Source organism: Paracoccus aurantiacus, from assembly GCF_007993065.1.
GTDB classification, from domain to species: domain Bacteria; phylum Pseudomonadota; class Alphaproteobacteria; order Rhodobacterales; family Rhodobacteraceae; genus Paracoccus; species Paracoccus aurantiacus.
This window is the reverse complement of the sequence record NZ_VOPL01000001.1, coordinates 74,065-97,212: the sequence shown is the minus strand read 5'-3', so window position 1 is coordinate 97,212 and position 23,148 is coordinate 74,065. Positions and strand designations below refer to the sequence as shown.

The 23,148-nt window shown below is 60.8% G+C and carries 24 protein-coding genes; 9 read left to right on the top strand and 15 right to left on the bottom strand.

Annotated features, from left to right (window positions below):
* Positions 1-5: 5 nt before the first annotated feature.
* The 11 genes from deoC to FQV27_RS00500 form a co-directional block, all read right to left on the bottom strand.
* Entirely contained in the window at positions 6-959 is a 954-nt protein-coding gene (deoC, locus tag FQV27_RS00550; RefSeq protein WP_147095698.1) for a deoxyribose-phosphate aldolase, read from the bottom strand.
* A 69-nt stretch (positions 960-1,028) separates the two neighbouring features.
* Positions 1,029-1,649, bottom strand: coding sequence for a LysR substrate-binding domain-containing protein (locus tag FQV27_RS00545; protein WP_147095696.1), 621 nt, complete (start codon positions 1,647-1,649; stop codon positions 1,029-1,031).
* Entirely contained in the window at positions 1,610-1,897 is a 288-nt protein-coding gene (locus FQV27_RS00540; RefSeq protein WP_147095694.1) for a LysR family transcriptional regulator, read from the bottom strand. The genes FQV27_RS00545 and FQV27_RS00540 overlap by 40 nt, the downstream gene beginning before the upstream one ends.
* Positions 1,898-2,108: 211 nt before the next feature.
* Positions 2,109-2,804, bottom strand: coding sequence for a DUF1523 family protein (locus FQV27_RS00535; RefSeq protein ID WP_147095692.1), 696 nt, complete (start codon positions 2,802-2,804; stop codon positions 2,109-2,111).
* 12 nt (positions 2,805-2,816) lie between these two features.
* The gene (locus FQV27_RS00530) at positions 2,817-3,098 is read right to left on the bottom strand and encodes a hypothetical protein (protein WP_147095690.1); all 282 of its coding nucleotides are present in this window, start codon (positions 3,096-3,098) and stop codon (positions 2,817-2,819) included.
* Positions 3,095-4,570: a DUF6638 family protein gene (locus FQV27_RS00525; protein WP_186827170.1), complete on the bottom strand. Its 1,476-nt coding sequence runs from the start codon at positions 4,568-4,570 to the stop codon at positions 3,095-3,097. The genes FQV27_RS00530 and FQV27_RS00525 overlap by 4 nt, the downstream gene beginning before the upstream one ends.
* Positions 4,571-4,735: 165 nt before the next feature.
* Complete coding sequence (locus tag FQV27_RS00520; protein ID WP_147095688.1) at positions 4,736-5,380, bottom strand: hypothetical protein; 645 nt, start codon at positions 5,378-5,380, stop codon at positions 4,736-4,738.
* Entirely contained in the window at positions 5,380-7,314 is a 1,935-nt protein-coding gene (locus tag FQV27_RS00515) for an AAA family ATPase (RefSeq protein ID WP_147095686.1), read from the bottom strand. Before FQV27_RS00515 ends, FQV27_RS00520 begins: the two co-directional genes overlap by 1 nt.
* A complete protein-coding gene (locus FQV27_RS00510; RefSeq protein WP_147095684.1) occupies positions 7,315-7,863 on the bottom strand; it encodes a putative glycolipid-binding domain-containing protein in 549 nt (182 codons plus the stop codon).
* Entirely contained in the window at positions 7,863-8,993 is a 1,131-nt protein-coding gene (locus FQV27_RS00505; RefSeq protein ID WP_147095682.1) for a hypothetical protein, read from the bottom strand. Before FQV27_RS00505 ends, FQV27_RS00510 begins: the two co-directional genes overlap by 1 nt.
* An 87-nt stretch (positions 8,994-9,080) precedes the next feature.
* Positions 9,081-10,154 carry a hypothetical protein gene (locus FQV27_RS00500; protein ID WP_147095680.1) on the bottom strand — a complete coding sequence of 358 codons (1,074 nt, stop codon included), beginning with the start codon at positions 10,152-10,154 and terminating at the stop codon, positions 9,081-9,083.
* A gap of 118 nt (positions 10,155-10,272) precedes the next feature.
* On the opposite strand from FQV27_RS00500, the gene FQV27_RS00495 reads away from it, so the two are divergent.
* Entirely contained in the window at positions 10,273-11,550 is a 1,278-nt protein-coding gene (locus FQV27_RS00495; RefSeq protein ID WP_147095678.1) for an acetylornithine deacetylase/succinyl-diaminopimelate desuccinylase family protein, read from the top strand.
* 10 nt (positions 11,551-11,560) lie between these two features.
* Positions 11,561-12,544 carry a hypothetical protein gene (locus FQV27_RS00490; RefSeq protein ID WP_147095675.1) on the top strand — a complete coding sequence of 328 codons (984 nt, stop codon included), beginning with the start codon at positions 11,561-11,563 and terminating at the stop codon, positions 12,542-12,544.
* 38 nt (positions 12,545-12,582) lie between these two features.
* Here FQV27_RS00490 and FQV27_RS00485 read toward each other — a convergent pair whose 3' ends face one another.
* Positions 12,583-12,807, bottom strand: coding sequence for a hypothetical protein (locus FQV27_RS00485; protein ID WP_222611647.1), 225 nt, complete (start codon positions 12,805-12,807; stop codon positions 12,583-12,585).
* A gap of 322 nt (positions 12,808-13,129) precedes the next feature.
* On the opposite strand from FQV27_RS00485, the gene FQV27_RS00480 reads away from it, so the two are divergent.
* On the top strand, positions 13,130-13,591 hold the full coding sequence (locus tag FQV27_RS00480) for an SRPBCC family protein (protein ID WP_186827169.1): 462 nt from the start codon (positions 13,130-13,132) through the stop codon (positions 13,589-13,591).
* 12 nt (positions 13,592-13,603) lie between these two features.
* On the opposite strand, the gene FQV27_RS00475 is transcribed toward FQV27_RS00480, so the two are convergent.
* Positions 13,604-14,005 (bottom strand): NUDIX hydrolase, encoded by a 402-nt coding sequence (locus FQV27_RS00475; protein ID WP_147095671.1) that lies wholly within the window; start codon positions 14,003-14,005, stop codon positions 13,604-13,606.
* Positions 14,006-14,230: 225 nt separating this feature from the next.
* Here FQV27_RS00475 and FQV27_RS00470 point away from each other — a divergent pair, with 225 nt between their 5' ends.
* The 6 genes from FQV27_RS00470 (at position 14,231) to FQV27_RS00445 (ending at position 21,037) form a co-directional block, all read left to right on the top strand.
* Positions 14,231-14,524 carry an FtsB family cell division protein gene (locus FQV27_RS00470; RefSeq protein WP_147095669.1) on the top strand — a complete coding sequence of 98 codons (294 nt, stop codon included), beginning with the start codon at positions 14,231-14,233 and terminating at the stop codon, positions 14,522-14,524.
* Between the two features lie 88 nt (positions 14,525-14,612).
* Positions 14,613-15,686, top strand: coding sequence for a pyruvate dehydrogenase (acetyl-transferring) E1 component subunit alpha (gene pdhA, locus FQV27_RS00465; RefSeq protein ID WP_246132949.1), 1,074 nt, complete (start codon positions 14,613-14,615; stop codon positions 15,684-15,686).
* A gap of 14 nt (positions 15,687-15,700) precedes the next feature.
* Positions 15,701-17,104, top strand: coding sequence for a pyruvate dehydrogenase complex E1 component subunit beta (locus FQV27_RS00460; protein ID WP_147095667.1), 1,404 nt, complete (start codon positions 15,701-15,703; stop codon positions 17,102-17,104).
* A gap of 12 nt (positions 17,105-17,116) precedes the next feature.
* A complete protein-coding gene (locus FQV27_RS00455; RefSeq protein ID WP_147095665.1) occupies positions 17,117-18,442 on the top strand; it encodes a pyruvate dehydrogenase complex dihydrolipoamide acetyltransferase in 1,326 nt (441 codons plus the stop codon).
* A gap of 198 nt (positions 18,443-18,640) precedes the next feature.
* Positions 18,641-20,029 carry an MFS transporter gene (locus FQV27_RS00450; protein WP_147095663.1) on the top strand — a complete coding sequence of 463 codons (1,389 nt, stop codon included), beginning with the start codon at positions 18,641-18,643 and terminating at the stop codon, positions 20,027-20,029.
* Positions 20,030-20,161: 132 nt separating this feature from the next.
* Complete coding sequence (locus FQV27_RS00445; RefSeq protein WP_147095661.1) at positions 20,162-21,037, top strand: helix-turn-helix domain-containing GNAT family N-acetyltransferase; 876 nt, start codon at positions 20,162-20,164, stop codon at positions 21,035-21,037.
* A 3-nt stretch (positions 21,038-21,040) separates the two neighbouring features.
* Here FQV27_RS00445 and FQV27_RS00440 read toward each other — a convergent pair whose 3' ends face one another.
* A complete protein-coding gene (locus tag FQV27_RS00440; RefSeq protein ID WP_147095659.1) occupies positions 21,041-21,409 on the bottom strand; it encodes a hypothetical protein in 369 nt (122 codons plus the stop codon).
* Between the two features lie 122 nt (positions 21,410-21,531).
* Positions 21,532-23,130, bottom strand: coding sequence for a peptide chain release factor 3 (locus tag FQV27_RS00435; RefSeq protein ID WP_147095657.1), 1,599 nt, complete (start codon positions 23,128-23,130; stop codon positions 21,532-21,534).
* Positions 23,131-23,148: the final 18 nt, after the last annotated feature.

Below are 23,148 nucleotides of genomic sequence, written 5' to 3'. Positions count from 1 at the left end.
ATCCCTCAGGCCATGGTCAGGCGGTGCGACGCGGCATAGCGGCCGGTCACGTAATGGCTGATCTGGCGTTCCAGATCGCCCAGAAGCGAGCTTGCGCCAATGCGGAACAGGTCCGGGCGCGTCCAGTCATCGCCGAGTTCTTCCTTCATCAGAACCTGCCAGGCAATCGCATCCTTCGAGGTTTTCAGCCCCCCCGCAGGCTTGAAGCCGACCTTGAAGCCGGTCTGGTCCTGATAGTCGCGGATCGCCCGGCACATCACCAGCGAAACCGGAAGCGTCGCGTTGACGCCTTCCTTGCCGGTCGAGGTCTTGATGTAGTCGCTGCCCGCCTGCATCGCGACATGGCTGGCCTTGGCGACATTTTCCAGCGACTTAAGATCGCCCGTCGCCAGAATGGCTTTCATCCGGGCGGGCCCGCAGGCCTCGCGCATGGCGCGCATCTCGTCATAAAGCGCGGTCCAGTTGCCCTGCAGCACATGGGCGCGGGTAATCACGATGTCGATCTCGTCCGCGCCTTGGTCGACGGCATAGCGGATTTCCGCCAGACGCAGATCCAGCGGCATCAGCCCGGCCGGGAAACCCGTCGCCACGCTGGCGACCGGCACCCCGGAATTCCCAAGCGCGCGCTTCGCCGCGCCGACCATCGTCGGATAGACGCAGACCGCACCCGTGGTCAGGCTGTCCACCCCCATCGCCGCAAGCTGATCCGGCGCAATCGGCTGCATCGCCTTGGCGCAAAGACGGGCAACGCGGTCTTCGGTATCGTCACCCGCAAGCGTGGTCAGGTCGATGCAGAGGATCGCGTTCAGGATCCACCCTGCCTGCCATTCCTTCTTCAGGCTGCGCCGCACCGGCAGCGTCGCTGCCCGCCGTTCGACCGCAGGCGTGTTGATGCGAATTTGCTCGAACCATTCGGGCCGCAGATCGGTGCCCGGATTGCGCAATGACGCTGTCGCCATGATGTTCCCTTGCGTTTCAGACGGCTAACCTAGCCCAAGCGGTGCCCAAGCGGCAAGCAGGGCGCGGCGTCAATTACGCAGGGGACGGCTACCGGCAAGCAGCTCGGCATTCTGTTCATAGAGTGCGACAATTCGGTCGATCACGCAGCGGATATGCGGCAGGTGGCGGTCGTCGGCATGCATGACCAGATGCTGGGTTTCGGTCAGATCCTCGATCAGCGGGCCTGCGCGGGTCAGCGACGGATCGCAATCGCCCGTCAGGCAGGGCATGACGCCTATACCTGCCCCTGCACGGACCAGTTCGTGGACAGTCGCGACCGAATTCGCCTCGACCGCGACTGGCAGATTCTGGTCATGCAGCCATCTCGCAGCCGGGTGTCTGGCATGGGTCGGGTCCATCGCCACCCATTCCAGCAGTTCCGGGCGCGGCACCGCCCAACTGCGATAAGACGCAAAGCGCAGCACACCAAGCGGGCGCGAGGCAAGATTGCCAGCTTCTGCCGGACGGTTACGGATGCCCAGATCGACTTCGCGGTGAGCGATGTCCAGAACGGCCTCGGTGGTGACGAAGTTCAGGCGAAAAGCATCGCCCGGCTGGCTCAGCGTACAGAACTTGTCAGCCAGAAACATCGCCGTCGCAGTGCCCGCCGTCAGCCGCACCACGGGCCGGGCCTGATCCGGCCCGAACATCGCCGCGACCGGACGCGCTCCGCCTGCATGGCCCGGACCTTCTGAAAAAGTGCCCGCCCGGAAGCAGTCAGGCTGTATCCCGACTGCGCACGTTCGAACAGCGTTTTCCCCGTCGCCTGTTCCAGCGACAGCATCCGTCGCCCGACCGTCGCAGCACTCAGCCCAAGTTTGCGGCCCGCGCCTGACAGGCTGCCCGTCTCGGCGACGTGGAAGAAGATATGCAGATCGTCCCAGGACATATTTTTCATAAATGAAAAGTCTCTTGCTGAAACGGCCAATTATCTCGCCGTGAGGATAGGCTATCTTTCCATTATCAAAAAATAAAGGAGGCCCGAATGACCCCCCTTGTGATCCATCGCCCGGTCGACACCATGTCCGAGACCGAGTTCTACGCGGTTGGCCAAGACTGGCCGCTGCGCCTTGCCGCGTGGCTGCTGGCAAGGCGCGGGCGGCGCGCGATCACTTCGGATCGCGCGGCTTGCCCTTCCATGTATCCAGCCAGCCGGTAAAGCCTTCGCGCGCTTCGGTGAATTCCTGCCCGACGCGGTCCATTGCGGCGTCAGCACGCGCGTCCACATTGTCGACGGCGGCGCTGACGCGTCGTGCGGCGGGGTCGATGGTGCGTTCGCGAAACTGGTTCCACATCCGCCACAGAAGCGCCAGAAGCGCGCCGAGCACCAGCAGTATCATCATCGCGGGCCAATTCAGCGGCGCCGCCTGCGCATCGGCGACCGGCCGCATCGAGATCGCGTTAGGATAGATCGAGAACATGGGAATCCGCCAGCCATAGCCGGTCACGCTGACCCATTTCGGATTGGCGGAATCAGAACGGTTGTTCGTCGCCTCGGCCTGCAGGTTCGAACTGTCATATTTGAAGTAAGGCGGCCAGATCCAACCGGTATCCTCGTTGCGATAGACGAAGACCTTGCCGTTCGGGCGAACGGTCTCGATGAAGCGGATGTCGCGCTGACCCTGCGCATTCTGCACGGTGCCGGTGTCGGCGGCCGCGTAGAACATGGAATTCGCGCCGATATCGGTCAGGCGGTTATAGGTATTCGTGACCCGGACGGTGTTCTTGCTGGGCAAAGCGTAATCCAGAAACAGGAATACGGTAATGCCCAGAAGCACGCCGAGTACGACCTTGACATAATGCATTGGCGCGCCTCCTTACTGCACGTTCACGAACCAGGCGATCACCGCAATGGCGATCGTCGGCAGGATGAAGACAAGCCCGACAAGACGGGCTTTCAATGTCTTCTGAAACCCGACCATCGAACGCCTGACGAACGCGCTTCGTTCCGCGCTGTCGCCGGCCCTGTCGGGATGTCGGCGGTCCCATTCATCTTCCAGCGCTTCCCGCTTGGTCGAACGAAGGTAGATTGTCAGCAGCAGATAGAAGATCACCTCGACGATGAACAGAAAAAGGACAAGACGCAGCAGAACCATCATCCGTTACCCCACGGGCCACGTATACCCGATGCCGATGGCGATGCTGTTTCGGCGTTTCCGCGCAGCCTGTCATCGCCCGAGCGCAAGCCGTCCGAACCTTCGCTGATGCGCGCGCCCCTGCCGCTGCGCGCCGTTCCCCAAGGTCCGGGCATACCGGTGGTCCCGCTTGCGCCGAAAGGCTCGTTCATGCCGGGTTCGGGGCCGAAAAGCGCCTCTCGGGTGCCCTGCTTGTCGATCTGGTATTCCCGCGCGAGCTGGTTCACCACATATTCCTTCTTCGCCTCATCCCAGGTCTGGTAGCGCTTATAGAACAACGGCTTGTGCATGATGAACAGGTTGCGCACGTCATGCGGCGCAAGCTCGGTCAGCATCTGGTTGATAAGGTCGCGCGTCGGCCCGGCGCTGGCGCGGATGGCATAGAAATAGGCAGCATCGCCGCTGTCGATGACGGGCCAGGCACCGCCTTCTTCGGCATAACGCAACAGCGCGGAAAGACCGCGCACCTCTTCGGGCAGGCCCGCGCCCATGCGGGCTGCCGCGCGGCGCAGCGCCGAACGCGTGCCGTCGCCCGTGTCGATCCCAAGCCGGACGGCAGCATCGACCAGAACGAAGTCGATCTTCTGGCGCAGGATCGCAGCACCGTCGGCACCCTGCGCCGTGATGATAGGTTCCGCGAGCGCATTGCGCGCCATCCACATGGCAACGGCATTGGTATCCTGAAGCGCGATCATCTTCACCGCTGCCGGTTCTGCGTGTGGGGCAGGATCGCTCACCAAGGCAGGATCGGCAAAGATCATCGCCTTTTCGCGCGGGCTGCGGAACACATAAACGCCCCCGAACAGCGAGGTCCAGAAATCCGGCACGTCATACTCGCCGGTCTTGAGATGAACAGGGTTTCGGATCACGTCGCCCGATTCCTTCGCCTGCTCGATCATCCGCGCGATCAGCACATCGTCATACCAGGCATCCTGCTGGGTCCGGAACCGTTCGATCAGCGCGGTCAGCTTGTCGGCCCCGGCAACATGGTTGCCCGTCGTGTCGGCGCTGATGCGGATACGATTGATCTGCAGCAGATCGGCAGGTGCCTTGACCTGCCAGACCATGTCATCCATCTCGCCCACCACCGCATCGCGGGCGGTCAGGCTGAACAGCTGACTTTCATTGCCGTGAATGAATTTCTGCAACAGATCGCGTAAGACCGAGAGGTCCGCATTCAGCAGCGGCGCCGTCTTCTGTTCGGTCGTCAGCAGGATGAACTGCCGATGCGCACTCTCGGGGTTGAGATAATCCATATCCCCGATCTCGTCCCCGATCTCGGGCGAGTAGCCGGCAAGGTCGATATGAAACTCTGCCAGAGCGGTTTCCTTGCCCGTCACCAGCTTCAGCGCCCGGTTATACCGCGAGACCCATGCCGGGCTATCCACCCGGATCATGTTCCCGAACATCAGACCTTTTTCGATGAGGCGTTTCATGGGGTCACCTTAGGGTTGGGCACGTGTCTTAGTAAGGCCTGGTGGTAGAAATATCGTCATATGCAACGAACCATGACTAGGCGAAAGTCTTCCCATCGGCTTGTGTTCTGCCTAGCCTCGATCGAAGTGGCACCGGATCAGCGGATGTTCGGATAAATTTTTGTTTCATCGACCGAGTCTCGCCGCTAGGATGTCATCTATTATCAGCGACAAATTCTCATAGATACTCCCGGCTTCATCCAGCAAACCTCCCACTTTCTCCCACACTTCTGCAAACTCCTGACGAGCCTCTGCGATCTCCTGATGAGCCTCTGCAAGCTCCATTTTTGCCGCTTCTGGTATACTATTTTGTTCCGGCATTTTGCGCATCGTATTGGCCAACTTGCGCTCCATATCCATCATTTTAATCATATTAGTCGAAGACTCTTCGACGTTTTCAGAAACTCTTTCTAGAAGATCGAATACTCTTCTTTGCTTCAATCCCCACAAAACTCTTGCTTCCGCTGCTAGAGCGAGTAAATCTATTTTCTCTAGGGAAATCGCATTTAGTGTTGATGAGAACTGCTCAAAAAAAACTTCATCAATACTGAAATCATGCCGCATATTGTTAGCTATCGCAATCTTTCGACGTAGCGCGTGTTTGGATCGAATTATATTTCGCGCTAACTCAATATCAATTTTGAAGTTTTCCTGCTTCCGCCACGTCGACAGCCCACGATGGGCAATAGAAACTGCCCCGACCGCTGCAATTGCGCCGAGTACCGAGGCGGCGGTACCCCAGTCGTCTGCGCTCCAAAGTAAGGGGTTCACTACTGCCTCCCCCTGAACCGCTTCTGCGCCTCGGCCATCCGCTCCATCCCGCGCACTGCCTCCTCAATCGCTGTCTCGTCGCTTGAATCCGCATATCGCCACTCACTATCCGCATAGCGGTTGATCTCCTGCGCGATCATATCGCGGGTGATGGGCTGGCGCAGGGCCTCGATCATTTCCAGCTTTTTCTCATAGGGCTGGTGCATGAACGGCTCGGGCGAGGTGAACCATTCGTCGGGCATGTCGAAATCCATCGACCGGGCCTTGATCGCGTCGGTGATGTTCTTGATGGCGCGGCCGGTAAAGCGTTCGTCGGCCACCGAAATCGCGTGCAGATAGGTGCCGAACTCGGCCAGCGTGTCCAAGGGACCGGTGCTTGCCGTGACCTCGTTCCACACCTTGGCCAGACCGGCTTCCTGCGGCTGGCTATGCTTTTCCAGACTGTCGGCCACGGCGGTCTTGATGACCTGCGCCTTCATCAGGTCGTGATCGCCCACGGGAATGTCGTGACGTTTGCCCAGAAGCAGGGACAGGATGTCGATGTAATCCGCCTGCGTCTTCGGCCCGTCGATCAGGAAGCGCGCGCCGGCCCGCTGGCGCAGCGCGTCGTCGATGGATTCGGCATAGTTCGAAAACATCCCGAAGGTCGCATTGCCGCGCACGATGGTGCTTGCGCCAGCAAACGCCTCCATCAGCACCGCCGTGATTTCCTGCTGGCCGGATGAGGACTGCTTGTCGCCGCGCTTGCCCGCGATCTGGTCGATATCGTCGATGGTGCCGAAACCGATCACGCCGGGGTCGATGACGTTATTGATGAAGGCGCGGGCGTTCTGCCCCGACTTGCCCTGATAGCTGTCGACATTGTCGATGGACAGGTTCGCATAGCGGAAGGGATAGCCCGCAACGGTGCAGTAATCGTTCAGCAGCCCCGCCATCATCTGGATCAGCGTCGTCTTGCCGGTGCCGGGCTTGCCGTCGCCAAGGAAGGTATAGATGAACCCGCCGAGTTCCACGAAGGGGTTCATCCGGCGGTCGAAATCATAGGCCACCAGCATCCGCGCCAGCCGCATCATCTGGTGCTTGGCGATGGCGTTGCCGACAACCTCCTCGGGCTTTTTGAAGGCCAGTTGCACGGGCTTGCCGCGTGCCTTGGTGGCGGGGGCATAGCCTGCGATGGGGAAATCATCCGCCGCCACGCGCCAGCTTGCGCCGGTAAAGGCACCGGTGCGGGGTGTGCTTTCGGCGCGGGCCTGAACGGCGGCGGACAGCGCCTCGGCATAGGCAATGACGGTCGCCACCAGCGTCTTGTCGTCATGGGCGGTGCGCGACAGGTTCTGATCCAGCTCCCACAGCGCGCCTTGCAGGGCCGTCAGGGGGTTGTCGGTCAAAAGCTCATCCGCAGTGATGCCCTCGACCGTTTCAGGGCCGGCATGTTCGGCCAGCAGAAACGCTGTCGCATTGGCAAAGACCGACAGCGCCGCCAGCGATTCCGCCGCCAGCAACTCGCCGAACTCGCCGCGTTTCTCGGCGGGCAGACGGCCTTCAAGATTGGCGCGCTTCAACTCGGCAGCACCGGAGCGCGCCGACACCTCATCCACCACCGCCAGCGAAATCGCCAGCGCCCGGCGCAGCGCGCGCGCCACCGTGGCAGCGGCAGGAGAGGCCAGATCGTCGCCGCCCACGTTTTCGATCCGGTCGATAAGCTGCGTGCCTTCGGGACGCGCGGTGCTGACAGAACGGCCAGCAAGGCCGGGTGTCGTGGACCGGAAACGGGTCGTGCGCGGAATGCCGGGCGAGCGTTCGGGCTGCGCTGCGGGGGCCACGGCCTTCCCCAGCCGTGGCGCGTGGTCAAAGCCGTTCAGCAGCGACAGCGCTTGCGGGTAATGGGCGCGGATTTCGGCCTCGGGCAATTCCATTTCGTTGCGAACGTCCATTCAGTCCTCTTTAATCCACAAATCGGGGTAATCGGTGACGAAGCCGTCGGCATCGACGCTCAGATCCGCCTCGAAACCGGGAGAGTTGTAATGCCAGCCCTTCTCGGTCCGGCGATAGGTCTGCGGCAGGCGTTTCAGTGCGAAATCTTCGGTATCGAGCCAGACCGCCGCAATCTCGGCCTGGGTCTTGCCCTGCTGCCGCAGCCGCCGGATCGGAAGGGTGTTCGTGGCGGGCGTGAAGCCGAGGTCGATATCCTGAAGCCCACAAAGATCGGGCAGTTCCTCGCCCGATGCGTGCCAGTTTCCCGTCTCGCCCCGATGGATCGACAGCGTGATCTCTCGCACGCCGACCCTGCCCTGCACGCGCACAGAACGGGTGATCCAGTCCGGGTCGCAGGTGACCTGATAGGCCAGATGGGCTGGACCGGCGGGGTCACGCCAGACGGCAACCCCATCAAGGCCCTGACGCTCTCCATCCTGCCATTGCCGGCACGCATCATGGCCGGGAAGGTCCAGACGCCGCCAGACAATCTGCGGATCGCGCGCCATCAGCGATAGGCGGTCACGCGGCCATCCGGCAGCGGGACATATTTGCGGATCTTGCGGAACCCTGGCGGGTCGAGTTCGGCCAGCGACTGATAGGGGCGCGCGGGCAGGACCAACGCCCGCTCGACAGCACTTGCGCCCTGCCCGGCCCCGCCAAGGCCAAGCGGGTCCAGCTTGAAGATCTGCCGTTCGGTCACACCGAAAAACCCGGTCGATTCCATGATCGCGCGTTCGGCCTGCAGATCCTCGATCGTCAGCGCGACGGCCCAATCCTCGCCGGACGGAGCGCGGGCGTTGTCCAGCACCTCTTTGATTGGCCCTTCCTGAGTGGTGAATTGCTGCGAATAGATCGGTCCAAGCAGCATCCGGCGCAGACGATAGGGATGCAGTTTGTCGAAATCACGGTCGAACCCCTGCGCGATAGTCACCAGCTGCAGGGTCGTGACCGATTGCGCCATCAGATGGGCCTGCACCTCTGGCCAACGCTTGCTGTCCTCGGCCAAGGGGCGGCGGCCACTATCATCGCAATCCATCAGATAAACGACGGGCAGGTTAAGCTGGCTGTCATAAACGGCCCAGTGAACCAGCCAGCGCCGCCGATGCCCGGCATCAGACAGCCAATAGGCCTGCGGATGCATCTGCGGCCAGAACAGGCCACCTTTGGCCAAAGTCTCATAGTAAAGCCGCTGTGACATTGCGTATTGCAGCCGCGTCGGAATCGTCAGATCGCCAACGATCTGGCGGATCATGTCGTCCTTGATCTGCTTTGCATCAGCGGTACGCGCAAGCTGATCTGTCGCCTGCGCGGCATCGGCGGCCATCTGCGCGATCTCGGACCAGACCGGATAGCCGGATTCATGAACGTCGATGGTCAGAAACCGGCGCAGCGGGCCGTCCACACGGCCCGATACCAGATATTTCATCGACAGCGCATCGGCCGAGCGAAGCATCGCATCAAGGTAGAAACCGATCACCTCGACCTCGGTCCGGGTGAACAGCTGGTCACGCACGGTTTCAGCCAGCACACCCGGCAGCGTTGTCGAGATCAGGCGCAGTTTCTCGAAATAGCGCCGGGCGATCAGGTCGTCCTCGATCTGGCGGTGATCGGCGTCCAGGGTGCCAGTTTCAGCCATCCGGCCCGTCCTTGTCATGCGTGGCGACCCGACAGGCCACCGGTCCTGATCGAGCCCCGGATAACCGGGGCTCAGCGTGCGCGACAATCAGCCGCCATACAGATTGCTGTCGTGCTTCTTCACGATCTCGCTGAAACGACGCGCGAAGCGTTCGTCTGCCTTGGCTTTTTCTTCCAGCACCTTGCGGGCAAAGACCATGTGGTCGCCATGGGCTTCCAGCATATCGGCCATGCGGTCATTGGTGGCGGTGCCGATGGCGGCCATCTGGGCCTGTGCTTCCTGATCGGTTTTCACACCGATCTCGTTGATGCGGTGGGCCACGTCCTGCTGTTGCGCGGTTTTCAGCGACTTGGTCAGCGCGTCATACAGCACCACGCGCTGCTTGGTATCCGTCTGCAGCTTGTTGATCAGCACCATCTGGGTCGCGGCCTGGTTCTGAAGGCTGTCGACCCAGGTCTTTCCGGCCTCGATATAGCGTTCCAGCGTCTGCGACTTCGCCAGCGCGACCTGTTCGTCCTGCACCAGCGCGTTATGTTCCTTGTTGGCATTGGCCAGTTCGGTTTCCAGCCGCGTCCGGTCGCTGGGATCGGTGGTGCTGGCAACCTTGTTTTCAAGCTCGATCAGCTGCGGGTCCATTGCCGCAATCCGCTCGCGCAGGGATTCCAGCGTGTCCACCGTCGCCTCGCGTTCGTCCAGTGTGCCGGTCAGGTTCGCCTCGACCTTGGCCTTCTGGTCGTTCAACTGCGTAAGCTGATCCTGCAGCAACCGGGTAATCACGTCGGACTTCGAAATCAGATCCTGCAGCTTGTCGTCGATGGATGCGGTGCGCAGGCGTTCCTGACGCATCGCCTCGGACTTGCCGCCGGCGAAGATGCCCACGAACTTTTCCCAGCCGGTCTTGGACCGCATCTGGTCGAAATCCTTGGAAAAGCCCGCTGTCACATCGTCGAGCCCCATGATCAGCTCGGCGATATTGGCGTTCATCGTCTCGGTATGGGCATTGACGTCGGCCAGCGTCGCATTCGCAATGTCGATCCCTGGTTCGGCCACGTCGGCACGCGCTGTGGCGCGATCGAGCTGGCTCGTTACCTCGGCCATTTTCTGTTGCGTCAGCACGATCTGCTTCTGCGTTTCGGTCATTTGCTGGTCGAGCGATGCCATCGGTTATCCCCTGAGAACTGTGCTAACAAAACTTTAGGCTCTAACGCGGCTCATACAAGACCTGTTCCGGTAAATCGACCGCTGGACAGCCCCGGCCCGGCGCGTCAATCTGCGCGGCATGGACATGCTTTCCGACGCCATCCTTTCCCGCCGCGACGACCTGATCCGGCTGACACAGGATCTGATCCGCATCCCGACGCTGAACCCGCCGGGCCAGCATTACCGCGATATCTGCGAATATCTTGAGGCCCAGCTAACGCCCAAGGGTTTTGAATGCGAGTTGGTGCGCGCCACCGGAACGCCCGGCGACAGCCAAAAATACCCGCGCTGGAACCTGATCGCGCGGCGTCAGGGCGAACGGCCCGGCGAATGCGTGCATTTCAACAGTCACCATGACGTGGTCGAGGTCGGAAACGGCTGGACCCGCGACCCGTTCGGCGCGGAATACGACGCCGAAGAAGACCGCATCTATGGCCGCGGTTCCTGCGACATGAAAGGCGGGCTTGCCGCCTCCATCATCGCCGCCGAAGCCTTTGTCGAAACCTGCCCGGATTTCGCCGGAAGCATCGAGATTTCGGCCACTGCGGACGAGGAAACCGGCGGCTATGGCGGCGTCGCCTTTCTGGCGGAACAGGGCTACTACGCCGATGTCCAGCACGTCATTATCCCCGAGCCCCTGCACAAGGATCGTATCTGCCTTGGCCATCGCGGCGTCTGGTGGGCCGAGATCGAAACCCACGGCCGCATTGCGCATGGATCAATGCCCTTCCTGGGCGACAGCGCCATCCGCCATATGGGCGCCGTGCTGGCGGAGATGGAGGAAACGCTGTGGCCGCTGCTGGCGGGCAAGCGAACCGAAATGCCGGTCATCCCCGATGGCGCGCGCAGTTCCACGCTGAACATCAATTCGATCCACGGGGGAGAGCCGGATCTGGGCCCTGACTTCACCGGCCTGCCAGCGCCCTGCGTGCCCGACCGCTGCCGCATCACCATCGACCGCCGCTTCCTGATCGAGGAGGATCTGGCTGAGGTGAAGCGCGAGATCACCGCGCTGATGGAACGTGTCCGCGCGCGCCGCCCGACCTTCCGCTATGAGATCCGCGATCTGTTCGAAGTCATCCCAAGCATGACCGAGCGCGATGCGCCCGTCGTGCGCACCACCGCCGCAGCTATCGAGCGCGTGCTGGGCATTCAGGCAGGCTATGTGGTCAGCCCCGGAACCTATGATCAGAAGCATATCGACCGCATCGGCAAGCTGCATAACTGCATTGCCTACGGTCCCGGCGTTCTTGAAATGGCGCACCAACCCGACGAATGGATCGGGGTGGAGGACATGCTCGATTCGTCCCGCGTCATGGGGCTGGTGCTGACAGATCTGTTGACCGTTAAACAGTAGGAGATTTACCATGCAGTTGCCTGAAAAAGCCTACGATCTTTACGTTCTGGCCGATTCCGCCCCGGAGATTCACGGCGACCGTCAAGATGGCTGGTGCTATGGCCTTCCGCCCGGAATCCTGCCCGAAGAATGGCCGCTGGATCCGGCCAATGGCTATCCGATGCAGCACGGCTTCACCCTGATGCTGCCCAAGGAGTACCTCTGCCACGGGCCGGATATTGTCGCGATCAGCTTCTTCAGCCTTGCCTTCGATCATAATGACGGCGGCCCGGCCACCAACGAAGCCGTCGCGGAAGCCATGGCTGCAACCGAGGCCCCAACCGACCCCGCGTTACTGCCTTTCTGGCAGGCATATCAGCACCAACACCCCCGCCTTCATCGCATGAAGGACATTCTGGATGCCGACTATGCGATAATCCTGCTGACGCAGCAGGAATTCGACGCGCCATTCACCCGTCCGCCTGCCTTGATCGACAGCCCATTGCTGGGGAAGGTTCCTGCGCCTGACTGGCTGTCAATGGGTGCGGCGGCGGCTTGGAACGACATGAATTATTCACCCCTGCCCCAAAAGACCGATCATCTGGGGACGCTTGCGGCATTGGGCGGTGAACACGCGACGCTGGCAGACGATATATCAAACCGCGCCCTGCTGCCCTTCAACCGCGCGCTGAAACTGGTGCCGCGCGCAAGTGATCCGAACGCCGGCAAGACACCCGAGGAAAGCTGGAACAGCGATCCGACGGGGGCAGGCTATCAAAGCTTCTATTATTGGCAGGATGGGAAGACTGGGGTCGAAAACTATCGGGAACACGATTGGGCCAAGTGCCATCAATTGAACCACCTTGGCGGAACCATGCGTCCCGTTCAGGCAGTCCCGCAAGGGATCGGCCCGTTCTATATCGGGTTCGAGGAATACTTGGGCGGCTTCAACTTCGGTGGCGGGAATGCGCAGCTTGATTTTCAGAACATGATTTTCGACTGGGCCTGCGGCTGACACCGCGGACCCTGCATTTCGTCCCAGATCCCGACCCTTCAGATGGTCAGAACCGTACCACCCTTGTTGATGACAGCACCACCAACCATGGCACCCAATTTGACGATGGCCCCTGCACGGATCAGCAGATCTCCGTTCACAAGACCATGCAACGTCAGTTCGACCCCTTCGGCGACGACCACATCACCACCGATCATTCCGTCGAATCTGCCGCTTTCAGAAAACAGGTGATCGCCAGCGATCATGGCACGTTTACCGGACATGGCAGCTCCCCCCAAAGAAATAGACCTAGCAGAATAGTCCGAGTATCTGGCGCGCGACACGCGAACTCAACATTTTTCGTCACTGGCTTTCGGCAGGTGCCGAAACCCGCCCAGACCCGGATTGCACGCCGGCGCGGGGTCAATTTCCGCAACCGGCAGCGCATATCTAGCATCTTTGTGTAACAGCCGTGTTTCGATGCAATTTTTTTGCACGCTGGTTGGCTACACTGTCCGGGCCGGGTTCACGCGACTGGACGCGGGGCGTGGTCGCATCTATTCTCGGCCGCACAGGACAGGCCTGCCGAACGCGAAGGAAGCGACCATGGAACTGACCTCGACCGTCGATATCGACGCCCCTGCCGACCGAATCTATCCGCTATTTCTTGACGCGACGATGGACGAGCGCATTCCGCTGCCGTTTCGCTTCGGGCTGCCAAAGGCCGTGTCCTGTTCGATCATAGATGGCGATGGGGGCGTGGGCAGCATCCGTCGCTGTATCACGACGCGCGGCTTCATGGATCAGGTGATCGAAGGGGCCGAACCGGGCCAACGCTTCGCTTACCGGTTGATCGACAGTGATTACTGGGGACAGCCGTTCATCGGCCATGTCGCCGACGAAATCACGCTGAGCCCGCTGCCCGGCGGGCGCACCCGTGTCCGGCGTGTGACCAGCTTCGACGCGAGAGGCATATTGAGGTGGCCGGCGCGGATCATCATGCGGCAGGGCTTCCGTCACGCCCACAGCTATGCCAACGAAAACTGGCGTCGCATCGCAACCGCCTGAGGAGGCGCAGATTCAGTTCGGGGAAAGGCCCCAGATCGCCGGCAGGACATGATCTCGCGTCAGCGGCGCAAGGATGAATTCCTCTGTCTCCTCGGGCAGTATCCAGCGGGCCTCGGCGATTTCGGCCTGCGCGATAAAATCGGCCTCTGTTTCAAGACGGTAAAGCTCTGCAATGACGCGGCTGCCCTCTTCATTCGCGGCGACCGCCTCGAACCGCCCAAGATAGGTTGCGGAGCCGTCGGCAGGCTTCAGGTCCAGTTCCTCGGCCAGTTCGCGATAAAGCGCGACCAGCGGTGCTTCGCCTTCGTCAATCTTGCCGCCCGGCTGCATGAAGGCGTTCGTTCCGCGCTTTCGCACCAGCAAGGTTGCGCCGTCCGATCGGACAAGCGCAGCGGCAGCGATGTGAATCTCCATATGCGTCTCCCACTCCCCCCGGTAATGAATTGAAACCACGGCCTTTCGGCTTCGACAACGTTCATGCGCACGGGATGGGCATTTGCCGACATGCATCGGCCATTTCCCGCCGATGCAACAGGTTTGAATTGCGCCCCTTATCAGCGTCACGATGCCTTTCCCCGGCGCATTGATTGTGCAAACATGCGCGCAAAGGTCCAAAGAAGGCCATAATCGGGACAGCGCATGTCACAACGCCTATCGCTTTCGGCGATCATCATTGTTCTGCTGGCGGTTCTGGCCAGCCTGTATTTCGCTTTCGCGGCCGTCCAGGGGCCGTCCGGACTGATGCGGCGCATACAGTTACAGGCGGAAACAGAGAATCTGCGCGGGGAACGCGACGAACTTCAGGCCGAGGTGGACCGGATGAAAAACCTGACCCGCCGGCTGTCCGACGATTATCTTGACATTGACCTTCTTGACGAGCGCGCACGCGAGGTTCTGGGCCTGATCCGCCCCGATGAAGTCATCATCCGTTAGGTCAAGATCGCACGTTGCAGCCCCCCAAGCGATACGCTACGGATAGTTTAACGCTGAACTATCCCGCCAGCTTGCAGGAGGAACCCGCATGGCCAGGAAACCCGCAGCCACCAAGAGTGAAGCCGCAAAACCGGCAGCGTCCAAAGGTACATCAGGCGCCAGATCAAGCGCCAAGCCGAATGTCTCGAAGGACGAACTGCTCAAATACTATAAAGACATGCTGCTGATCCGCCGATTCGAAGAAAAGGCCGGCCAGCTGTACGGCATGGGCCTGATCGGCGGCTTCTGCCACCTTTACATCGGGCAGGAAGCGGTGGTTGTCGGTCTGGAAGCCGCCGCCGAGGAAGGCGACAAGCGCATCACCTCTTACCGCGATCACGGGCATATGCTGGCCTGCGGCATGGACCCCGGCGGCGTCATGGCCGAACTGACCGGGCGCGAGGGCGGCTATTCCAAGGGCAAGGGCGGCTCGATGCACATGTTCTCGAAAGAGAAGCATTTCTACGGTGGCCACGGCATCGTGGCAGCGCAGGTGCCGCTGGGTGCGGGGCTGGCCTTTGCCGACAAGTATCTGGACAACAAGCGTGTGACCTTCACCTATTTTGGTGACGGTGCGGCCAACCAGGGCCAGGTCTATGAAACCTACAACATGGCCGAGCTTTGGGACCTGCCGGTGATTTTCGTTATTGAAAACAACCAGTATGCAATGGGCATGTCGGTCAAGCGCTCGACCAAGTCGACCTCGCTGTTCGGGCGCGGCGAAGCTTTCGGCATTCCCGGCGAACAGGTGGACGGCATGGACGTGCTGGCTGTGAAGGCTGCTGGCGAAAAGGCCGTCGCGCACTGCCGCGCGGGCAAGGGGCCGTATATCCTTGAAGTCATGACCTACCGCTATCGCGGCCATTCCATGTCGGACCCCGCGAAATACCGCACGCGCGAGGAAGTGCAGAAGATGCGCGACGAACGCGACGCCATCGAACATGTGCGAGAGCTGCTGCTGCAGGGCAAGCACGCATCCGAAGATGACCTGAAGGCCATCGACAAGGAAATCAAGCAGATCGTCAACGACGCGGCAGAGTTTTCGAAGGAAAGCCCGGAACCGTCGCTGGACGAGCTGTGGACCGACATCTACGCCGACGATCAGGCACCGCAGGAAGCGTAAGGGAGGGATCAAGAATGGCTACAGAAATCCTCATGCCCGCCCTGTCCCCGACCATGGAAGAAGGGACGCTGGCGAAATGGCTGAAAAAGGAAGGCGACACCGTATCATCCGGTGACATCATCGCCGAGATCGAAACCGACAAAGCGACGATGGAATTCGAAGCCGTGGACGAAGGCATCCTCGGCAAGATCCTGATCGAGGAAGGCACGCAGGGCGTCAAGGTCAACACGCCCATCGCCGTGATGATCGAGGAAGGCGAAAGCGCCGACGATATCGACACATCGTCCTCTGCCCCGGCTGCGTCATCGGACGAGCCGCCCGCGCAGAAGGGCGAGGGCGAGAATTCCAAGGATGAGGTCGGCGAAACCACCTCTGCCGTGGCTGATGTGAAAACGCCGCAGCCCGACCGTTCGCCAGACTGGCCGGAAGGCACCAAGATGAAGTCCATGACCGTGCGGGAAGCCCTGCGCGAGGCGATGGACGAAGAAATGGCCCGCGACGAGACCGTGTTCCTGATGGGCGAGGAAGTCGGCGAATATCAGGGGGCCTACAAGATCAGCCAGGGTCTGCTGGACAAATACGGTCCTAAACGCGTGGTCGATACGCCGATTTCGGAAATCGGCTTTGCCGGCATCGGCGTCGGCGCGGCCTTTGGTGGTCTGCGTCCGATTGTCGAATTCATGACCTTCAACTTCGCCATGCAGGCGATCGACCACATCATCAACTCTGCCGCCAAGACGCTGTATATGTCGGGCGGGCAGATGGGTGCGCCGATGGTCTTTCGTGGTCCGAACGGTGCCGCCGCCCGCGTGGGCGCGCAGCACAGCCAGGATTACGCGGCTTGGTATTCGGCCATTCCGGGCCTGAAAGTGGTCATGCCCTATTCCGCAGCCGACGCGAAGGGCCTGTTGAAAACCGCGATCCGCGACCCGAATCCGGTGATTTTCCTTGAAAACGAGGTGCTTTACGGGCGCAGCTTCGACGTCCCGGATGTCGAAGACTTCACCATCCCCTTCGGCAAGGCGCGCATCGCGCGGCAGGGCAAGGACGTGACAATCGTCAGCTTCGGCATCGGTATGTCCCACGCGCTGGAAGCCGCCGACAAGCTGGCCGAGGAAGGCATCGACGCCGAGGTGATCGACCTGCGCACCCTTCGCCCGCTGGATTACGGTTCGATCATTGAATCGGTGCAGCGCACGAACCGGCTTGTCACGGTAGAGGAAGGCTTCCCGGTCGGGTCCATCGGCAACCATATCTCTGCCTATGTGATGGAAAACGCGTTCGATTACCTTGACGCGCCGGTCATCAACTGCACCGGCAAGGACGTGCCCATGCCCTATGCGGCCAATCTTGAAAAGCACGCGCTGACCTCTGCCGCCGAGGTGATCGAGGCGGTCAAGAAAGTCACCTACAAGTAAGGAGCAAGCGAGATGCCCACAGAAATCCTGATGCCCGCGCTTTCTCCGACGATGGAGGAAGGCACGCTGGCCAAATGGCTGGTGAAGGAAGGCGACACCGTTTCGTCCGGCGACATTCTGGCCGAGATCGAGACCGACAAGGCGACGATGGAATTCGAAGCCGTCGATGAAGGCACCATCGGCAAGATCCTGATCGAGGAAGGCGCGCAGGGGGTGAAGGTCAACACGCCCATCGCCGTGCTGCTGGAAGAAGGTGAAAGCGCCGACGATATCGGCGCATCCTCGGGCGGTGGCGCGGCCAAGGCCGAAGCACCCAAGGACGACGCCAAGGCAGAAGCGCCGAAGGCCGATGCGCCCAAGGATGCGGCCCCCGCGAAGTCCCCGCCCGCGCCGAAATCGGGCGATGGAAACCGGGTGTTCGCATCTCCCCTCGCCCGCCGCATTGCTGCGGAAAAGGGGCTCGATCTGGCATCGCTGAAAGGATCGGGGCCGCATGGCCGGATCGTGAAGGCCGATGTGGAAGACGCCAAGCCCGGTGCCAAGCCTGCCGCTGCTGCTGCGGGCGATGCGCCGAAAGCTGCTGGACCTGCTGCCGCTGCCGCGCCTGCCGGTCCATCGGCGGAAACCGTCCTCAAGATGTATGCAGACCGCGAGACGGAAGAAGTCGCGCTCGACGGCATGCGCCGCACCATCGCCGCCCGTCTGGGCGAGGCCAAGCAGACCATCCCGCATTTCTACCTGCGCCGGTCCGCAAAGCTGGACGAACTGATGAAGTTCCGCGCCACGCTGAACAAGCAGCTTGAAGGGCGCGGTGTGAAGCTGTCGGTCAACGACTTCATCATCAAGGCCTGCGCGTTGGCGCTGCAGGAAGTGCCGGACGCCAATGCCGTCTGGGCAGGCGACCGTATCCTGAAGCTGAAGCCGTCCGATGTGGCCGTCGCCGTCGCCATTGAAGGCGGGCTGTTCACCCCGGTTCTGAAGGACGCGCAGCAGAAAACGCTATCCACCCTTTCGGCAGAGATGAAGGATCTGGCCAATCGCGCCAAGAACAAGAAGCTGGCCCCGCATGAATATCAGGGCGGCAGCTTCGCGATTTCGAACCTCGGCATGTTCGGGATCGAGAATTTCGACGCCGTCATCAACCCGCCCCACGGCGCGATCCTTGCCGTCGGCACGGGCATCCAGACGCCAGTTGTCGAGAATGGCGAGGTGGTGATCCGCAACGTCATGTCGATGACGCTGTCGGTCGATCACCGCGTCATCGACGGCGCGCTTGGCGCGCAGCTTCTGGAAAAGATCGTCGCCCATCTGGAAAATCCGATGGGGATGCTGGCCTGAGGCAAGTTACTTGAACCTGAATGAATGAAGGGGGCCGCCGGCCCCCTTTTTTCTTAGGCCAAGGTCCGCCGACGCTACCGAGCCTTTGAACATCGCGTTAATCAAACGCATTTTTATATCTTTGACGTTAGGTTAACTGAAGCGCAATTTCGCCTCACGGGTCGCACCCTCGGTGCGCCCATTGGAGGAGACATTACCATGACAACCTATTCGACGGCCGCCCCGCACGGCGGGCGTCAATCCGGCAAGGCTGCGGCAAGCGGCTGGATCGGATCGGCGCTGGAATATTACGACTTCTTCATTTACGCGACCGCCGCCTCGCTGGTATTCCCCGAGATATTCTTTCCCTCGGAAAATCCGCGCGTGGCGATCATCGCGTCACTGGCAACCTATGGCGTGGGATATGTTGCCCGCCCCATCGGCGCCTTTGTGCTGGGCCACCTGGGCGACACGCACGGCCGCAAGAATGTGCTGCTTCTTTGCATGTTCCTTATGGGGATCTCGACCTTGCTGGTCGGACTGCTGCCGACCTACAGCCAGGTCGGCATCCTGGCTCCAATCCTGCTTGTGATCCTGCGGTTGGTCCAAGGCTTCGCCGTCGCAGGAGAGATTGCTGGCGCCAGCTCGATGATCCTTGAACACGCGCCTTTCGGGCGGCGTGGATTCTTTGCCAGCTTTACCCTTCAGGGCGTGCAGGCGGGTCAGATCCTTGCCGCAGCGGTCTTTCTGCCGCTGGCACATTTCATGCCGGACGAAGCCTTCAACAGCTGGGGCTGGCGCATTCCGTTCCTGCTGAGCTTTGTCGTCATCATCGCGGGCTATATCATCCGGCGCGACGTCGACGAAACACCCGCCTTCGTCTCGGAGGAATCGCATGACGCGACGCCAAAATCCCCGGTGATCGAAGCGATCCAGAACAACTGGCCCGATATGATCCGCGTCGTCTGCATGGCGCTGATGAACACGATCCCGGTTGTCACGACTGTCTTTGGCGCGGCCTATGCCGTGCAGGCAGCTTACGGGGTCGGCTTTCACAAAGACGTCTATCTGTGGATCCCGGTCATGGGCAATATCGTCGCCTGCTTCGTGATCCCGTTCGTAGGCAACCTTTCTGACCGGATCGGTCGCCGCCCGCCCGTCATCATCGGCGCGCTTGGCGCGGGGCTTCTGTCCTTCGGATATCTTTACGCGATCTCGATTCATTCGGTGCCTTTGGCAATCCTCATGTCATTGCTGATGTGGGGGGTGGTTTATCAGGGATATAACGCCGTCTTCCCAAGCTTCTATCCCGAACTGTTCCCGACGCGGACTCGCGTTTCCTCGATGGCGATTTCGCAGAATGTCGGCACGACCATTACCGCCCTTCTGCCCGCGTTGTTTGCCACCGTGGCCCCACCGGGTTCGGCCAATGTGCCGCTGGTGGTTGGATCAATCGCCTTCGCGATTACCTGCATCGCCGCCACCGCTGCCTGGTCCGCTCGCGAAACCTATAGGGTCCGGATGGAGGATCTGGGCAAGCCAGACGCCGTTCCTGTCGACAAGGCGACTTATGACAGGCTGCGCGAGGAGGCGATGACCAGTACCTGAACAGGTGCGGTTCGAGGCCACGACTGAAAAGGCTCCGCGTCGCGGGGCCTTTTTAATTCCACTTGCCAAGGCAGTTTATCTGACTATTGTCAGCGATTATCCCTGACAATAGTCAACTATATCGAGACCACGATGCTCACCGACCAGATCGCCCGCACCCGCCGCTTCTACCGCGCCGTGACTGCTGAATCCGGCGCGCTCGACAGCTCTTATCTTGGGCTTGGCCGCCCGCTTGGGCCTGCGCGCGTTCTGAACGCCATCGGACAGGGGATGGAGGAACTGGACCAGATCCGCAATTACCTTCGGATCGATTCCGCGCAGCTTAGCCGTTATCTGCGCGGGTTGGAGGATGAGGGTCTGGTAACGACCAGAATAAGTGGGAGCGACAGCCGTTGCCGCATCGCCACGCTGACAGACGCGGGCGCTGAAGAGATCCGGTCATACGAGCGGCTTTCCGACGAACAGGCGTCCACCGTCCTTGCCCGCCATCCGCGACCCAAAGCCCTGCTGGATGCGATGGATCTGGTGGCGATTGCCTTCGGACTGGACCGAACCCGGTATGAAATCGTATCTCCATCAGACCCGCGCGCGCAGGCGTGTCTGAACGCATTTTATACCGAACTTTCGCAGCGCTTCGAACGCGGTTTCGACGTCGCGAAGTCCTGTGACCCGGATCATGCCGACATGACGCCGCCTCGCGGGGCCTTCCTGCTAATGATGCTGGACCGCCTGCCCATTGGATGCGCCGGACTGAAAGGCACCGATCATGGCTATGCCGAAATCAAGCGCATGTGGATCACCCCCGCCGCGCGTGGCATGGGCCTGACGCACCGGCTGATGGCCGAAATTGAAGATAAGGCCCGCGCACTTGGCATCAACACGCTGCGGCTGGACACTAACAGCATTCTGACCGAGGCCTGCGCCTATTATCGCAAGCATGGCTGGACAGAGATCGAGCGTTTCAACCCCGACCCCTACCCGGATCTGTTCTTCGAAAAGAAGCTGTAGCCGTCAGAAATGCGCCTTCGGCTCATCCGGTTTGCCCGCAGCGATGGCCAGAATGCCCGCCGTCAGGCAGAAGCCGATGGGGAACATGGTGAAGACGCCAAAGCCGAACGCGTAATAGATCAGCCCACCGGCGATCAGCAGCAGAATACCACCCCACAAGGCGCGGGCGGGCGCCATGGCACCCCCGGCAATCGCCAGAAGCGGGGCAAGAAAGCTGGCGGCGCGGATCAGATCGGGGTTATCGACGGTGCCGAACGTGTCGGCAAAGGCAGCGTGCTGGTTGGCAAGCTCGGTATAGCCATAGCTGAAAAACCCGATCAGCATGGCAAACAGCCCGCCGATCACCCCCAACATCAAAGCCGCAACGCGCATATCTTCCCCTTCTGCCTGTCAGGCCTGCATCAGACATGGCCCGCGACCCGGCAGCATTCAAGGCAGGCGGTCGGATCAGGGCGACGGATAACGCGATATTGTAAGCTGAGGCCCGAACCCGGTCAGACCATCATTTCCTTTGTCGCCGTCAGCTTCAGTTCGGGCTGATCGCGGGTCACGCGGTCGATGTCCCATTGCAGGCGCGTCAGGTAAACCAGATCGCCGTCATGGTCGGTCGCCATGTGCTGTTTATTCAGGTTGGCAAAGGCCTCGACCTTTTCCTTTGGGCCGGACAGCCAGCGCGCGCTTGTGAACTGCGACGCCTCAAAGCGGACGGGAATGCCGTATTCCAACTCGATCCGGCTGGCCAGCACCTCGAATTGCAGGGCACCGACAACGCCGACGATAAAGCCGGACCCAATGGCGGGCTTGAAGACCTTTGCGGCCCCTTCTTCCGCAAATTGCATCAGGGCCTTCTCCAGATGCTTGGCCTTCATCGGGTCGGTCGCGCGGACCGATTGCAGCAGTTCCGGCGCAAAGGAAGGGATGCCGGTGAATTTCAGCGCCTCGCCTTCGGTCAGCGCGTCGCCGATGCGAAGCTGCCCGTGGTTCGGAATGCCGATGATGTCACCGGCCCATGCCTCATCCGCCAGTTCACGGTCGGCGGCCAGAAAAAGCACGGGATTGCTGATCGCCATCGGCTTTTTCGAACGGACATGCAGCAGCTTCATTCCGCGTTCGAAATGCCCCGAAGCCAGCCGCACGAAGGCCACGCGGTCGCGGTGCTTGGGGTCCATATTCGCCTGAACCTTGAAGACAAAGCCCGTAACGGCCTTTTCCTCTGGCGCAATCTCGCGATCCGCGGAATTCTGCGGCTGAGGCTCGGGGCCATAATTGCCGATACCGTCCATCAGTTCGCGTACGCCGAAGCTGTTGATGGCGCTGCCAAACCAGATTGGCGTCATGTGCCCTTCAAGAAAGGATTTCCGATCGAATTTCGGAAGCAATTCGCGTGCCATTTCAATTTCTTCGCGCAACTTTCTCAGCTGTTCCGCGGGGATATGATCGGCCAGTTTCGGATCGTCAATGCCAGAGATCTTGACGGTTTCCGCAACCTTGTTCCGGTCCGCGCGGTCCATGATTTCCAGCCGGTCGTTCAACAGATCGTAAGCCCCGATGAAATCCCGACCTACGCCGATGGGCCAACTGGCAGGCGCCACGTCAATCGCCAGGTTTTCCTGAATTTCGTCGATGATTTCGAAGGTGTCGCGGCTTTCGCGGTCCATCTTGTTACAGAAGGTCAGGATCGGCAGATCGCGCAGGCGGCACACCTCGAACAGCTTGCGCGTCTGGCTTTCAACGCCTTTCGCGCCGTCGATGACCATGATCGCCGCATCAACGGCAGTCAGGGTGCGGTAAGTATCCTCGGAAAAGTCACTGTGGCCCGGGGTGTCGACAAGATTGAACCGGAAGTCATTGTATTCAAATGACATCGCCGACGCGCTGACCGAAATGCCGCGATCCTGTTCCATCTTCATGAAGTCCGACCGCGTCCGCCGCGCCTCGCCCTTTGCACGCACCTGACCGGCCATCTGGATCGCGCCACCAAAAAGCAGGAATTTTTCGGTCAACGTGGTCTTGCCGGCGTCAGGATGGCTGATGATTGCGAAGGTGCGGCGGCGCGCGATTTCAGGCGGCAATGCTGGGCGGTTACTGGTCATTTCGGATGTCCTTTCCTG